11 protein-coding genes are annotated in these 15,470 nt (G+C 47.7%); 4 read left to right on the top strand and 7 right to left on the bottom strand.

Translation table 11 applies throughout. From position 1 onward, the window contains the following. Nucleotides 1–44: 44 nt before the first annotated feature. Nucleotides 45–830, top strand: a complete 786-nt coding sequence (locus DESGI_RS11270) for an IclR family transcriptional regulator (protein WP_006523024.1) — start codon at nt 45–47, stop codon at nt 828–830. Nucleotides 831–892: 62 nt separating this feature from the next. Continuing rightward, nucleotides 893–3,448, top strand: a complete 2,556-nt coding sequence (locus tag DESGI_RS11275) for a PEP/pyruvate-binding domain-containing protein (RefSeq protein ID WP_006523025.1) — start codon at nt 893–895, stop codon at nt 3,446–3,448. Nucleotides 3,449–3,466: 18 nt separating this feature from the next. Here the strand turns inward: DESGI_RS11275 and DESGI_RS25365 are convergent, their stop codons facing one another. The 3 genes from DESGI_RS25365 to DESGI_RS26075 all read right to left on the bottom strand — a co-directional run bounded on the left by DESGI_RS25365 (nt 3,467) and on the right by DESGI_RS26075 (nt 6,970). Then, nucleotides 3,467–3,607, bottom strand: coding sequence for a hypothetical protein (locus DESGI_RS25365; protein ID WP_157872767.1), 141 nt, complete (start codon nt 3,605–3,607; stop codon nt 3,467–3,469). 56 nt (nt 3,608–3,663) lie between these two features. After that, the gene (locus tag DESGI_RS11280; protein WP_006523026.1) at nt 3,664–5,730 is read right to left on the bottom strand and encodes a thioredoxin domain-containing protein; all 2,067 of its coding nucleotides are present in this window, start codon (nt 5,728–5,730) and stop codon (nt 3,664–3,666) included. A gap of 238 nt (nt 5,731–5,968) precedes the next feature. Further along, on the bottom strand, nt 5,969–6,970 hold the full coding sequence (locus DESGI_RS26075) for a methyl-accepting chemotaxis protein (protein ID WP_157872768.1): 1,002 nt from the start codon (nt 6,968–6,970) through the stop codon (nt 5,969–5,971). Between the two features lie 948 nt (nt 6,971–7,918). Here DESGI_RS26075 and asnB point away from each other — a divergent pair. Both asnB and DESGI_RS11295 read left to right on the top strand, forming a co-directional pair. Further along, complete coding sequence (gene asnB, locus DESGI_RS11290; protein WP_006523028.1) at nt 7,919–9,763, top strand: asparagine synthase (glutamine-hydrolyzing); 1,845 nt, start codon at nt 7,919–7,921, stop codon at nt 9,761–9,763. A 353-nt stretch (nt 9,764–10,116) separates the two neighbouring features. Next, nucleotides 10,117–10,353, top strand: a complete 237-nt coding sequence (locus tag DESGI_RS11295) for a DUF5320 domain-containing protein (protein ID WP_006523029.1) — start codon at nt 10,117–10,119, stop codon at nt 10,351–10,353. Between the two features lie 93 nt (nt 10,354–10,446). Here the strand turns inward: DESGI_RS11295 and DESGI_RS11300 are convergent, their stop codons facing one another. The 4 genes from DESGI_RS11300 to DESGI_RS11315 all read right to left on the bottom strand — a co-directional run bounded on the left by DESGI_RS11300 (nt 10,447) and on the right by DESGI_RS11315 (nt 15,458). Continuing rightward, nucleotides 10,447–11,301, bottom strand: a complete 855-nt coding sequence (locus tag DESGI_RS11300) for a GltB/FmdC/FwdC-like GXGXG domain-containing protein (RefSeq protein WP_006523030.1) — start codon at nt 11,299–11,301, stop codon at nt 10,447–10,449. A gap of 180 nt (nt 11,302–11,481) precedes the next feature. Continuing rightward, nucleotides 11,482–12,996 carry a glutamate synthase-related protein gene (locus DESGI_RS11305; protein WP_006523031.1) on the bottom strand — a complete coding sequence of 505 codons (1,515 nt, stop codon included), beginning with the start codon at nt 12,994–12,996 and terminating at the stop codon, nt 11,482–11,484. A gap of 11 nt (nt 12,997–13,007) precedes the next feature. Continuing rightward, a complete protein-coding gene (locus DESGI_RS11310; protein WP_006523032.1) occupies nt 13,008–14,153 on the bottom strand; it encodes a class II glutamine amidotransferase in 1,146 nt (381 codons plus the stop codon). Beyond that, complete coding sequence (locus tag DESGI_RS11315) at nt 14,154–15,458, bottom strand: NAD(P)/FAD-dependent oxidoreductase (RefSeq protein ID WP_006523033.1); 1,305 nt, start codon at nt 15,456–15,458, stop codon at nt 14,154–14,156. Nucleotides 15,459–15,470 lie beyond the last annotated feature (12 nt).

The following is a 15,470-nucleotide window of genomic DNA, read 5'->3' on the forward strand; positions in this document are numbered from 1 at the left end:
TTAAAATCAAGTAAAACCAAGGAGAGTTAAGGAGAGGTTGTCCCATGTCAACGGGCAAGGAACGAAAAACAAAAACAGTACAGTCGGTAGATCGCTCCCTGGCCATTTTAGAAGCTCTGGCCAAACACAGGGAACCTATAGCACTAACCGTGCTCAGCGTTAAATTAGGACTGAATATTAGTACGGTACACCGTCTGCTCAATACACTAATTGTTGCCGGGTTTGTAGAGCAAGAGCCCAACCAGGGGCATTACCGCCTGGGCCTCAAAACATTTGAAATAGGCAATGCTGCTCTGTATAATCTGGACATTCGCTCCATTGCCAAACCCTATCTTAAAGAACTGGTGGATAGGTGCAGTGAAACGGCCAATCTTTCTGTACTCAACCGTGGTGAGGTAGTTTATATAGATCAGGTGGAATCACCCAATATAGTAAAAATGTTTGCTAAACCCGGGACCAGAGGGCCGGCTTACTGCACGGCCAGCGGTAAGGTGCTGCTGGCCGCCCTTCCCCCGGGTGAACTAAACCAAATTATCAAGGAAACCAAGTTCTATAAATATACCGACAGTACCATCACTGACCCCGAACTATTAAAAAAAGAATTAGCCAAAGTTAACCAACAGAATTACGCTAGTGATTTGGGTGAACTGGAAGAAGGAGTACAGTGTGTGGCAGCGCCCATTCGTAGTCATGAGGGTAAAATCATTGCTGCCATCAGCGTATCCGGACCGGATGCCCGCATTAGCCAAGGCTTCCCCCAGGCCGAACTAATTAAGCTAATCACCGAAGCCGCCAACCGCATATCCCTCCAGTTAGGCTTTTATCGTTAATGTTATCACTCCACTTTCGGGGTTCAAGATTTGCTTGACACCTTGGATTAAGGAGGTGCGCTATGGGCATCAACAATAAGGTAAGCACTGGCTTGAAGGGTTTTGACCAAGCCATTGACATGCTGCGGCTGGGCGATAATGTTGTATGGCAAGTGGATGCAGTCTCTGATTACCGGAAAATCGTTGAACCCTATGTAACACAGGCCAGGCTGGACCAAAGAAAACTGGTTTACGTCCGCTTTGGCAGCCATGCTCCGCTGCTGGAGGACAGCCCGGAGATTAAAGTTTATCACCTGGATGCAAAAAAAGGCTTTGAAAGCTTTGCCACAGAGGTGCACAGCCTGGTAGAGCAGGAAGGGCACAAAGCCTTTTATGTTTTTGACTGCCTGAGTGATTTATTGGAATACTGGTATTCTGATTTAATGATTAGCAACTTTTTCAAGGTGTCCTGTCCCTTTCTACATGAACTGGACACCATAGCTTATTTTGCCATTAAACGCAATGTACACACTTACAGCACCATTGCGTGTATCCGTGAAACGACACAGCTGTTGCTGGATTTATACCAGGTTAAGAACAAATTTTATATTCACCCCCTTAAAGTCTGGAAGCGTTACTCGCCCACCATGTTTTTCCCGCATTTAATTCAGGGTCGGAAGGCTGTCTGCATCACGGCCAGTTCCGAGGCCGCCGAACTGTTCTCCAGCATAAACCGCGGTGAGGAAAGGCTGGATTACTGGGATGTTGTTTTTAACCAGGCCAAATCTGCGCTAACTCTCGGGCCAGAAGAACAGGAAAAAGCCAAAAGACTATTAATGACGCTGCTCATCGGCAGCGAGTCTAGAATGTTCGAACTGTGCGACCGGTATTTTACTCTAAAGGACATTTTAAACATTGCAGCCAGAGAAGTGGGATCGGGCTTTATCGGAGGCAAGAGCGTGGGTATGCTTTTGGCGCGAAAAATTTTGGAGCAGGAAGGCCATGACCGCTTTATCCCCTATTTAGAGCCCCATGACTCTTACTATCTGGGGTCGGATGTTTTCTATACCTATCTCGTGCAAAACGGCTGCTGGAAGCTGCGCACCAAGCAGAAGACGAAAGAAGGTTATTTTAAATACGCGCCTGAATTGAAGCAAAAAATCTTAAATGGTAAGTTTTCGGAGCCCATACGGGAAAAATTTATGCGCATGCTTGAATACTTCGGGCAATCACCCATTATTGTACGTTCCAGTTCCCTGCTGGAGGATAATTTCGGTAACACCTTTGCGGGGAAATATGAAAGCGTGTTCTGCGTGAATCAGGGTACGCCCGAAGAACGCTTTGCAGCCTTTGAACAGGCGATCCGCACGGTTTATGCCAGCACTATGAATGAGGATGCGCTGGCCTATCGAATGAACCGGGGGCTTTTTGATAAGGATGAACAGATGGCCATCCTGGTGCAGCGGGTGTCCGGGGATTATCACAAGGAAAAATTTTTCCCCCATTTGGCAGGGGTGGGTAACTCCTCCAACCTTTATGTTTGGGACAAAAGCGTGGATATGAACGCAGGCATGCTGCGCCTGGTCTTTGGGCTTGGCACCAGAGCGGTGGAAAGAACTATCGACGATTATGCCAAAATTGTTTGTCTGGATAACCCTTTACGCACACCCCCGGTAAATTGTGAGGACAAAAAGAAATTTTCCCAGCATTATGTGGATGTGCTCTCCTTAAAACAAAACACCTTAACCAGTCAAAGCTGGGAAAAGATTGTTAATGATGATCTCAAAGTAGACAAAAACCTGTTTGCTTCTTGGGACCACCAAACAGCCAACCGCCTGCGCGAGCTTGGCTATACCAGCAATCATCTGGCTTATATCCTTGATTTTTCTAAACTGCTTAAAGACACCGAATTTCCAGGCCTGATGCGAGATATGCTGGCACTTTTGTCCGAGGTTTATGATTATCCTGTGGACATTGAGTTTACAGCCAATTTTACTGCCGACAACCACTTTAAGGTCAATCTTCTGCAATGCCGCCCGCTGCGGACCAGGGGTCTGGGTACTGCGATGCAGATGCCGGAACTGGTAGACGAGCAGGACTGTTTCTTCTCCACGCGGGGTAATTTCATGGGCGGAAACGTGCGCTTACCTGTTGATTTTGTTGTTTATGTACATGCGCAGGCTTATGCGGAACGTAATGAACAGAGTAAATGCGCGGTGGCCAGGCAGATTGGTTTGCTCAATACGGCACTGAAAGGGAAAAACGTCATGCTGGTGGGTCCGGGCAGATGGGGGTCCACCACGCCGTCACTGGGCGTACCAGTACATTTTACAGAGCTGTGCAATATGTCGGTCATCTGCGAGGTAGCCTCCTGCGATGCAGGATTTACACCTGAGCTGTCCTACGGCACCCACTTTTTTCAGAACCTGGTGGAAGCGGGCATTTTTTATGTAGCCATTTTTGACGGGCAGGAAGATGTTGTGTTTCACCCGGAGCGTATCTTAAAAAGAGATAATATGCTGACAGCCATTTTACCTCAATGCACACAGATTGCCGATGTAATCCATGTTGCCCAAACAGATGGCCTGGTATTATTCTCCGATATTGTAAGGGGTCAGGCTTTAACTTTATTAAACTAACTTCAATATACGAATATGCTAATATTGCTTTACTACTTCCACCAAGGTGCCGTTATTTTTATTGAAATTATGACTACCGAATACCATCCGGACTACGCCTACCTGCCAGAATAGCTGACTTAATAACCTTTCGCCAATGATAAGCAAAAAATTACTCACCCGCCGACTGATCACCTGTATCCGGGCTGTAACCTATGATACCAGGCTACTACCTGCTACTGTAAAAGGCTCCCCAGTACCTCTGTCTCCGTCACCGGTTCCCGGCAGGCCCGATCCCGGCAAACGTATGCGGTTGCCCGGCCGTCAATAGATTTCTGCTCCCGGGTAAATGGTGCCAGTTTTCCAATCTGCCCGCCATCCTGTTGGTCACCATCCCCTTCGGGACGGTAGATAAGCACAGCACCGGGCGCATACTGCCGCTGGGCCAGACGTAACATTTCCGCCACTTGCGGGTCATCCCTTTGGCCTGTAATGACAATTTCGCTGGTCGGCCCGGTGGCAAACAATAAAGCGGTCAAAAAATATGCGTATCCCCTGGGGTGCTGAGCGGCCGTCCCGGCAAAAATATCTATCTGGCGCTCAGCTAATTCCTCCAGCTCGCTGTTCCCGGTTATGGCGGCCAACTGCAGCAGGTTGGCGGCCATTACGGAATTGCCCGACGGCATGGCCCCATCATATATTTCCTTGGGCCGGGCAATCAGCTGCTCGGAGTCGGTACCGTAGAAAAAGAACCCTCCTTGCTCCTGATCCCAGAACAAATCCCGTACGTGATGTGTTAGGTCAATTGCCCTACTCAAATAAACCGCCTGGAAAGTAGCCCGGTACAATTCCAATAAACCCCAAATCACAAAAGCATAGTCGTCCAGGTAGCCGTTTAAATCTGACTCTCCGTCCCGGTAGCGGGCCAACAACCGGCCATCCCGCCTCTGCAGCTTGTGCCGGATAAACTGCTCCGCTTTTACCGCGGCATCCCGGTAACGCACGTCTCCCAGCACGGCGGCTCCCCGGGCCAGGGCGGCCATCATCAACCCATTCCAGGCTGTCAAGACTTTATCGTCTTTAAACGGGTGTACCCTCCGGGCCCGGTGGTTAAACAATTTTTGTCGGCTTTCCTCTAACAGCTGCAGCAATGCGCGGGTCTCTATACCTAATTTTCGGGCGTGTTCTTCGGGTAAAGCGCTAATTAAATTAGGTATACTTTTACTTTCAAAATTACCGCTTTCGGTAATATTATAAACCTTACAATAAATATCCCCATTTTCACGCCCCAATACTTGGTATACTTCGGCAGGGCTCCAAACATAAAATTTCCCCTCTACCCCTTCAGAATCAGCATCTTCGGCGGAATAAAATCCTCCTTCGGGGTGAGTCATATCTCTGAGCACATAGGTAAATATTTGCCGTGCCGCCCCGGCATAAAAATCATTTTGGGTAGCCTGGTAGACTTCCAGAAATGCCAGGGCCAGTAAGGCGTTGTCATACAACATCTTTTCGAAATGAGGCACCAGCCACTTTTCGTCGGTGGAATAACGGGAGAAGCCAAAACCAATATGATCGTTAATACCTCCCCGGTAAATGGACTGCAGCGTCTTTTTAGCCATGTTCAGGGCAGCTTCTTCTCCGTTTTGCTTCCAATAACGCATTAAAAAAAGCAGATTATGCGGAGTAGGGAACTTGGGGGCTAAGCCAAAACCACCGTATTGCTTATCAAAGGACTGCCGGAACTGCTTATAGCCCCGGGCGGATATATCAGCCAGCGGTTCGTCCGCCAAATAACCCCCCGGTGTAAACTGCACCTGCTCGGTGATCATATCGCTGGCTTGGATTAGTTTGTCTCTGTCATTAGTCCATTTATCGGCCACCTGCTCTATAATATCCAGCAGTCCGGCCCTTCCCCAGCGGGAACGTTTAGGGAAATATGTGCCGGCAAAGAACGGTTTTTTGTCAGGGGTCATAATTACCGTAAGCGGCCAGCCGCCCTGTCCGGTCAAGGCTTGGCAGACAGTCATGTATATCTGGTCGATATCCGGGCGTTCCTCCCTGTCCACCTTTATGGAAACAAAATGGTGGTTTAGTGCATCGGCTACTTCTTGATCTTCGAATGATTCCCGTTCCATCACATGACACCAGTGACATGTGCTGTAACCGATACTCAAAAATATAGGTAAATTAAATCTTTGTGCCCTTTTAAAAGCCTCATCCGACCAAGGATACCAATCAACCGGGTTGTTAGCATGCTGCAGCAGGTAAGGGCTTTTCTCTTTGGCAAGTCTGTTGACCAAAAAAATAACCTCCTAAAACTGTTTGAGATTATTATTTATGATAACTTGCAAAAATATTAACATTATTCTTTGGCCAATGCTTTTCTATACAATATTTTATACTATTCATCCGGACTTTCTTTCTTAACGCGATGTTGGCAGACAAGCAAAATATAGCGCAAAAAAAACAATCATGGTATGGACCAATCAACATTCCGATACAACGTCACTGTAGATGGGTCAACATTACTACTGACGGTTATATGATCTCGGCAATTTCCTCAATTCTTGCTGTAGCTGCCGCGAACTCTTGTATTGATGCTGAAATTTGTTGAGTAGATGCAGCTTGCTGTTGCCCAATTTCTAATATTTCAGTAGTTTTATCTACTATTTGTAAAACTTTATTATTGATTTCTTCTATAATATCTTTTATCTCTTTAACGGAAATAGCACTGTTTAAAGCCATTTTGCGGATTTCTTCAGCTACTACGGAAAAGCCCCGACCATGCTCGCCAGCCCTTGCCGCTTCAATAGCTGCGTTTAAACCAAGAAGATTAGATTTTGTTGCCACGTCACTAATAAAAAGTAGAATCTTATCTGTCTCTTTAATTTGCTGTTGCGCTTCTCGCCCCAGTATTTTCATGTTTTCTTGGTTTTGAGCTAACTGTTCTGCTGATGAAGCTAGCTCCTCAATTGTTGCCGATATTTGCTCCGCAGTGGAAGCTACATTTTGAGCTGATTCAATTAATGTTTCTTGGTTTACCAGACTAATTCCCAATCCGATTCCACCGATAATATTTCCTTTTTCATCCTTAATCGGTACACCAGTTGATTTAAAAGGTATCCCAAAAACTCCTTTTGGAATTGTTAACCTAACATCTCTACCTGTATTTAAAGCCTGGTATATCGCATCTCCCTCTGGTACCTTCATTCCGATGATCTCTCCCGGCATTTTCACTTCCCTACCAGGTATGTAACCTATAAATTTTTCTTTATCTGTTATCCCAATCATAGAATCAAGTGGAAGTAGTTTTTGTATAATTGGAGCAGCCTTTATCAAAGCATCAAGAAGGGTTTCAGGTTTGGGTTGATTTTGAAGATCTATAACTTTTAGATCTTTCGGATGATGATCCGTATTAATGTGATGATCTGTTTTAATAGGATTATCTGTGCTGACAGAAACATTAATATCTTTTTTCACTAGTTTATTCCAAAACAAAGCATTATACCCCCTATCATTATTTACTAAAATTTCTAACATATCTAAATATTCTGCTATGACATTTCTAATAGAATCTATTTTATATCATCTCGAAACCGTAATCCTCTAACAATTAGTCACCACCTTACGTAATAAAGCGACCTAATTAAGCCGCTACATAATGAAAATTCTTAAGCAGCCTGGCAGTTATAGCTTTTAAAGTTTTAGGCTTGCAGTTTTTTGACCCAATCTTTAGAATTGATTACCTTTTAAAAAATAACCTGCAATATCCTAGGAAATTCAACTTTATACAAGAGGTTTTAACCATGTATAATATTTATCTAAAATATTATAAAATCCTCTTAATAATCTATAACATTTCTCAAACAGTCAAATTCTAAGTAGGGTCAAAAATTATTTCCTTCAACTTTCCCCGTGCCCTTCGAACCGTGTAATCTTTCAGGTCTGATATATTTTTTGTACTTCCAGGAGCTTCTGTAACAATTTTTTTAGAAGTTTTGCAATAAATTAAGATACCCGCCCCCTATATCAATATATTTAATTACATCTTTTATATCATAAACTGCCTGTGACAAAAGTATGGACAAACTAGCCAGGACTAAGACGGTGAAGATACGATCATACGAAAAATTAAATACGAACAGGCCGGAGGCCTAAAAGAAAAAGAGACCCTCGCCTCGGGTACTTCCAACTTGAGTTTTTGATAGCTATTCCTAAATTTCTTTTGTAATGTTTTAGAGTTTTTGTACTAGACTAGTTCCAATATTTACTTGCAATTACCATTTTATATGCACTACCATTTTAATATCAATTTGCATATTCTGTATTAGTAAGGCTCAAGTAGATGCAACAGCGCATCTACCTTTTACGGCAATGTCGCCCGCCTTTTTTGGTGGGCGACATTTTTATTTTTTCTGGGCCATGCTGTGCTCAGCTTTAGAAAATATAAATTTAGTTAATTTAATCATCATGGGAGGGATAGTTTAAATGTGCGGAATTACAGGCTGGATAGACTGGAATGATGATCTAACCAGGCAGCGCCCCACACTGGAAGCTATGAATGAAAATCAATTCCACCGCGGACCCGATGCAGGCGGCACATGGATTTCAACACATGTTGCCCTGGGCCATCGCCGGCTGGCTGTGGTTGACCCAACGGGCGGCGGGCAGCCCATGCTTCGCCGGCGAGGAGATTATATATATGTAATGGTATATAATGGTGAGCTGTACAATACCCCGGAACTGAGGAGGGAATTGGTGACCCGTGGGTACACTTTCAGCGGGCACTCGGACACCGAAGTGCTGCTGTTATCATATATTGAGTGGGGCGAGGATTGCTTGCAACGGCTAAACGGCATCTACGCCCTGGCCATTTGGAGCGAGCGAGATCAGAGCTTGTTTATGGCACGGGATCGGCTGGGCGTAAAACCACTATTTTATGCCCGGCGGGGGAGTGCACTGTTTTTTGGCTCTGAGTTAAAATCATTGTTAGCCCACCCGGCAATACAGCCCGAACTGGATGCCGACGGTCTGACGGAAGTGTTAATCATGGGTCCGGGTCGCACGCCCGGACACGGTGTATTCCGTAACGTGGCTGAGCTAAAACCCGGGTACTATCTAGTGTACAACCGCAGCGGCCTGCGCATACAACGCTACTGGCAACTGGAAAGTAGACCTCACGAAGACGACCTGAACACAACCGCCGCTAAAGTGCGAAAACTTTTCCACGATGCCGTGACACGCCAGCTAGTGGCAGATGTGCCCGTTTGCACTTTATTATCGGGAGGTTTGGACTCCAGCGCCATTACTGCGGTAGCCGCAGAGGCCTGGCGACAAGCCGGTGCTAAACCGTTGCAAACATGGTCTGTTGATTTTTTTGACAATGAACGCTATTTTGTGCCCGATCTGTTCCAACCCAATACTGATGCCCATTGGGTGCAGAGAGTCTCGGAAAGCTTGGGGACCGATCACCATACGGTTATCATTGACACTCCTGAACTGGTAGATGCACTGGCAGCCGCCGTGCGGGCCCGGGATTTGCCTGGCATGGCCGACGTAGATGCCTCGCTGTACCTTTTCTCCCGGGCGATTAAACAATCGGCTACCGTCGCCCTGTCGGGAGAGTGCGCTGACGAAATATTTGGCGGCTATCCCTGGTTTCACAGGCCCCAGGCCGCGGCTGAAGGCACATTTCCCTGGCTGCGGGGGCTTGCTGAGCGTATGCATATGTTGGCCCCCGAAGTAATCGATTTGCTTCGACCCGTAGAGTACGTTAACCGGCGATACCAGGAAACGCTTGCGGAAGTGCCCCGTCTACCGGGAGAGAAGACCGGGGAGGCACGGCTGCGGGAACTGATGTACCTAACCATAAACTGGTTTAAGGCCACCCTGTTGGATCGCAAGGACCGCATGAGCATGGCCGTGGGTCTTGAAGTACGTGTACCTTTCTGTGACCACCGCCTGGTGGAATACGCCTGGAACATACCCGGTTCCATGAAAAACTACGGGGGGAAGGAAAAAGGCATACTGCGCCGAGCGCTTACCGACTTATTGCCTGAGGAAGTACTTAGCCGGCGTAAAAGTCCTTACCCCAAGTCTCATCACCCGGCTTACCTGAAGACAGTGCGAAAAATAGTTACAGAGATTCTAGCAGATTCTTCATCACCACTGTTGCCCCTGATTAACCGAAATAACGTGCGCCGCATGATCCAATCAAACGCAATGTATTTTAACAAGCCATTTTATGGCCAGCTAATGACCGATGCCCAGTATCTAGCTTATTTAATCCAGGTGGACACCTGGCTGAGGGAATACAACGTAATAATTCGCTGATCCTCTCCTTGTTGAAGTGAGGGATAATTTGGTGCAACCCGGAACCAGGGATTCTTCAATCCTAAGATTGCCGCATCGCTTTAGCATACGTCTATCCACATTGCCAGCCAAAGAGAAATAAATTTATTTTAGCCAGCCAAACTTTTTACGGACCACATACCACTGACCAATTAATACTAGGTGATAAAAATTATTTACGTAAGTCGTAATCATAATCTCTTGTTTCATTAAATGTTCACTGTAATTAAGAAATTATACACAAGTAATTGTTGACATATGACCATAATAAGCATAGTATGAATACATGGTTCAAAGGGTGCAAACATTTAACCTTTTGATTAAAGGAGGCGTTTATGATGCCGCAATTTGACAGAACCGGTCCCCAGGGCAGCGGTAAAATGAGCGGCCGGGGTGCAGGTAAGTGCCAGAATGTGAACAATGCAGGCCAAGCAAGCGGACAGGGGAAAGGAATGCGCAATGATGCTTGCGGACCGGGGTCAAGACAGGGACAAAGCCGAGGCCGGGGTGCAGGTAGATCCATGAATAAGGGACGCGGTGGCGGAAACAGCGGATGGGGTGGTAACCGTTAACATGTGAAAGCATGGGAAGTACAGGGAGGGTTCTTCTGCTTCCTTAAAGGAAGCAGAAGAACCCTCCCTGTACTTCCCATCGCCCTTGCTATCCTAGTAAGCGTATATTTGTCCGTAGGGTCTTAAGGATACCGGGATTAGTTTTTGGAAACGGCCCTTGAGGATTTCGTCCGGGCTGCCGCCGAAGTGGCGGCAGTATTCCCGCACATAACGGTCAACAACTACTATGTCCTGGTCGTTCAGCGGGCGCACCCCCACTTCTTTACCCAGCTGGTGCTCGGCCACACAACCCCGCAAGTAAATTACCCCGCCGTGCATGCCTGTGCCTATATAGCTGGCCCGGTGGGGCTCATCTTCCTGCAGGTTCAAACCCAGCAGCAGCACCATACCCCCGGACATATATTCCCCCAGAAAATCCTGGGCCGTGCCCCCCACCACCAGCACGGGCGCCTTGTCCCGGTATTCCTTCATGTGAATGGCGGTGCGATAACCCACGTTATCCCTGATAAATATTTGGCCGCCCCGCATGGACATGGCCGTTACATCACCCGCCCGGCCATGTACGATAATTTGCCCATCATCCATGGTATTGCCCACGCCGTCCTGGGCATTACCCTGCACAATGATGCGGTGACCGTTTAAAAAAGCACCCAAATCGTTGCCTGGATATCTATTTACTTCAATGTGCAGTTTTTTATCCTTAGATGGTAAATATAACCGGGTGCCGATGTACCTTTGCCCAAACACATTATTAATAACCAACTCTGTGCTGCCCCTCTGCACAGTTTCCCTGAGCAAATCATTTAACTCCTTGTGCTTTAGCCCGTGGGCATCTATGGTGGCCTGGCAGCCATCAATACTCACTCTTGTTTCGTATAAAACATCCACCGGCTGCAAATCATCCAGAAAATTATCACGATAACCAAATTTAACATTAAAACCGTTCATTTTATCACTCCCCTAATATTTTCCGGAAGTTGTGCTATAGTCGTCTGTCGTCTTGATAGGTGCCAGGTGTTGAAAGGTTGAAAGATTAAAATCTTTCAACCTTTCAACACCTGGCACCAGCCTAACGCCACAGGTAAATCTCTTTTTCGTTTAGTGTTGTCAAAAGGTGGCTTTCCCTGATTACTCCCCTGCTCCCTTTACCCCCAGCACGTTAAGCTCCCATTCTTCAAGCCCCACGCCGCGCAAGTGTTCCCGGTTGGCCCGCAGACTTTCTATGGCATTGACACCCAGACCGCCCAACATCTCCTGAATTTCGTGGCTCCAGCTCTTTAACAGGTTGACCAGTCTCCGACTGGTTAGCTCGGGATTTAATCGCTTGGTCAAATAGGGATCCTGAGTACAAATCCCCCAGTTGCACTTGCCGGTATAACACTTATGGCAAAGGGTACAGCCCATGGCCACCAGAGCTGCGGTGCCGATATACACACCATCGGCCCCCAGGGCAATGGCTTTGATGGCGTCGGAAGAGGAACGGATACCACCGGCGGCCATTACAGAGCATTTGTTGCGGATGCCCTCATCTCGCAGCCTTTTATCCACTGCGGCCAGGGCCAGTTCCATCGGTATACCTACATTATCACGTGTGGCCAGGGGAGCAGCACCGGTGCCACCCCTGATACCGTCAATGGCCACGATATCAGCACCGGCCCGGACAATACCCGAGGCTATGGCGGCCACATTGTGCACTGCGGCAATTTTTACCGAAACCGGTTTGGTGTAATTGGTGGCCTCTTTCAGCGCGTATATCAACATGGATAAATCTTCGATGGAATATATGTCATGCTGTGGTGCCGGAGACAGGGCATCCGTACCCCGGGGGATCATTCTGGTTTGGGCAATGTAATCCGACACCTTTTCCCCCGGCAGGTGTCCCCCGATACCCGGCTTGGCCCCCTGGCCAATTTTGATTTCAATAATCCGGGCACTGTTCAGATAATCAGCATCCACCCCGAACCGGCCGCTGGCACACTGCACAATGGCGTGGTCGGCGTACTCATCTCGCATTTCCACAGGCAAACCGCCCTCACCGGTATTGAATAACACACCGGCTTCTTTGGCCGCCATAGCCAGTGATTTAAAGGCCGGGTAACTGATCGCCCCCAGGGACATGGCAGAAAACACCAGCGGTATTTGTACCGGTACGTTGGGATAAAGCTGGGAGGCTAATTTTGCTTTTCCTGCACTAAATTCAATTTTTAAAGTATCCGGCTTGCGCCCTAAAAAGGTTTGCAGTTCCATAGGCTCCCTGAGCGGGTCAATGGAAGGATTGGTTACCTGGGAAGCATTAAGCACCAGGTGATCCCAATAAATCCGGTACGGTTTGTCATTACCGCTGCCCGTTAGAACCACCCCGCCCGTGGCAGCCTGCTTTTTCAGGTTTTGTATTTTATCTCTAGTCCAGCTGCTGTTGGGTCGGTAATCAAAGAGCCGTGGCCGTACATACAGGGCCTCGGTAGGACAAAGGTTTACACAGCGTTGGCAGCCCACACAGTCCTTATCTACGGAAAAAAATCTTTCCAATTCCGCATCGTATAGGTGTACCCCGTTGGCACACTGCCGCTCGCATACCCGGCAGTGGATACACCTGTCTTCCCGCCGTTCAACGATAAACTCCGATAATAAGTAAGGATACATATTTACCACCCTCAAATGGATTTATTTAAACTCTGCAAGTGATCCCGGGTGTGCAGTCTGACCACCACCGGTTCACCGCCGGGAGGTGTCCAGGCTAGTTCCAGGTCCGGGCATACCGCTCGGATGGCCGCCTCTTCAGAGGATAAAAACACCAGATCGCCCTTGGCCCCCGCCGTAATGGGCCGCAGCCTGATACGGTCGGTAAGGCCGATCATTTCTTTGTGATGGGCGACAATAACCGTGAAGGGACCGTTCATTAACAGGGGCGCATAAGTCATACGCAGTGCGGTATACAGTTCTTTATCGCTATCATCCATATGGCGAATAACTTCCCACATAGGTGGGGCAAAAATTTTCGCCACCACTTCAATGGGCAGCCCCTGGCGTCGCATCAATAAATCCACCGCGTAGGCCAGCACTTCGGTATCCGTGTGTAGAGTACAATAATAATTATGCATTTCCAGGAACCGGCGGTTGGCACCGTAGGATGAAATCTCTCCGTTATGTACCACTGTCCAGTCCAATATGCTCAGCGGGTGTGCCCCGCCCCACCAGCCAGGTGTATTGGTGGGAAACCTGCTGTGTACCGTCCATATATATCCTTCATATAACTCATCCAGCATAAAGTAATCCGCGATTTCCTCGGGAAACCCGACGCCCTTGAAAACACCAACATCTTTACCTGATGAAAATACATAGGCATCATCTATGTGGCTGTTCAGGTGCATCACCTTACTGATTACATACTCATCATCAGGTACATTCTCCTCTGCGCTGCTTTTCTGCGGAGACACAAAATACCGCCACGCCAGAGGAGGAGCGAACAGGCGGATATCCGGGTTGGTGGGTATTTCTTCATCAAATACCACATAAAAATTCTTTTTCAAGAAAGCTTCCACCGTTTTTTTGGCCGCCATATTTTTGTCCTGGTAGATAATGTGCAGTGCATAATAATCCTTGTATTTGGGGTACAGCCCGTAAATAGCAAACCCGCCACCCAAGCCGCTGCCCCTCACCTTCATATTTTTTATAGCGTCAATGGCCATTTGACCGCCGAATCTGACACCACCTGTATGCATAACCCCGAACAGCCCGCAGGCATCCATCTCTTTGTCCGGCACAAACCTCTCGCTTTGGTAATATTGTTGTACCAGCATTTATACCACCCCTAAAATTACGTCATCTTGCAGCAGTTTCCAACGCAGTGCTTCCGGCAAATCAGCATATCCAAAATCCTTTTTAAATAAATCCTGCTGAAAAGCCCGTACGTCGATTTTACGCCGCATTAAATTTAAAAATATACCTGCTCTGGCTATTTGACCAACCAGTATAAAACCCTTGATATGGCCCTCTTCAGAGAGGATAAATTTCCGGTACGTTTGAGTGTCCTTTTCATATTCCTGTATCACGCCCAGGGCGTCTCTGCTGTTTGCTCCCGTAACATTGATACCGGCATTGATTATGTTAACGTCAAAAAAATGCATAGCATTCATAGCAGTGCCCTGGACAAATGCCCTTTCCATACCGGCCATATTAAAGCCGGCAATGCGACCGCCCAGATAGGCGTTGGGCCACAGCGGCAGGTTTTGCCCGGCACCTGTTACAAAGTTATATGTGGAGGCGCAGTCCCCACAGGCAAAGATACCCGGCACAGCGGTTTGCATTCTTTTATCCACCACGATTCCTCGGTTGACCTCCATATCCGTGCCCTGGGCCAGTTCCACCCGGGGTGCCACCCCTACTCCTACGATAAGTAAATCGCAGGGTATATTACGTCCGTCTTTTAAGGTAACACTCTCCACCCGCTCAGTGCCATGCACCTGATCGATGGTGTTTTTTAGATACAAGGTTACCCCGGCCTTTTGCAGCGCACCTTCCACCAAATGAGACGTGGTTGCATCCACCACCGGTGCCAACAGCCGTTCGGCCAACTCCAGTACATGCACATTAATGCCCCTTTTGTGCAGCACCTCGGCAGCCATCAAACCGATTACCCCGCCTCCTAATACCACAGCGCTTTGGACAGCGGCCAGTTCTTTTTCAATACCCAACACGTCAGACATGCTATGAAAACTAAACACATTTTGTTTATCAAGTCCGGGAATTGGCGGGTAGATCGGTTTTCCGCCGGTGGCCAGCAGCAGCTTGCCATAGCCCAGCCGGCTGCCGTTATCCAGCTCCACCACCCGTACTGTGCTATCGATTTTTACCGCCCGGTGCCCATTTATAACACTGACCCGGGCACGATCATAAAAATCAAGGGACCGATAATACAATTTATCCCTGGTAATCTGACCGCCAAGGTAATAAGGAATCAAAGCCCTTGAGTATACGTGATAGTCTTCTTCGGCCACCAGGGCTACCGTACCGTTTTTGTCCACACTTCGCAAACCCTCTATACAACCCACAGCACCCGCGGAGTTGCCTATAATCAGGTAATCATAATCGCCCATATTACTCATAGATGATCTCCC

The sequence above is a fragment of the Desulfoscipio gibsoniae DSM 7213 genome (genome assembly GCF_000233715.2).
GTDB lineage: Bacteria > Bacillota > Desulfotomaculia > Desulfotomaculales > Desulfallaceae > Sporotomaculum > Sporotomaculum gibsoniae.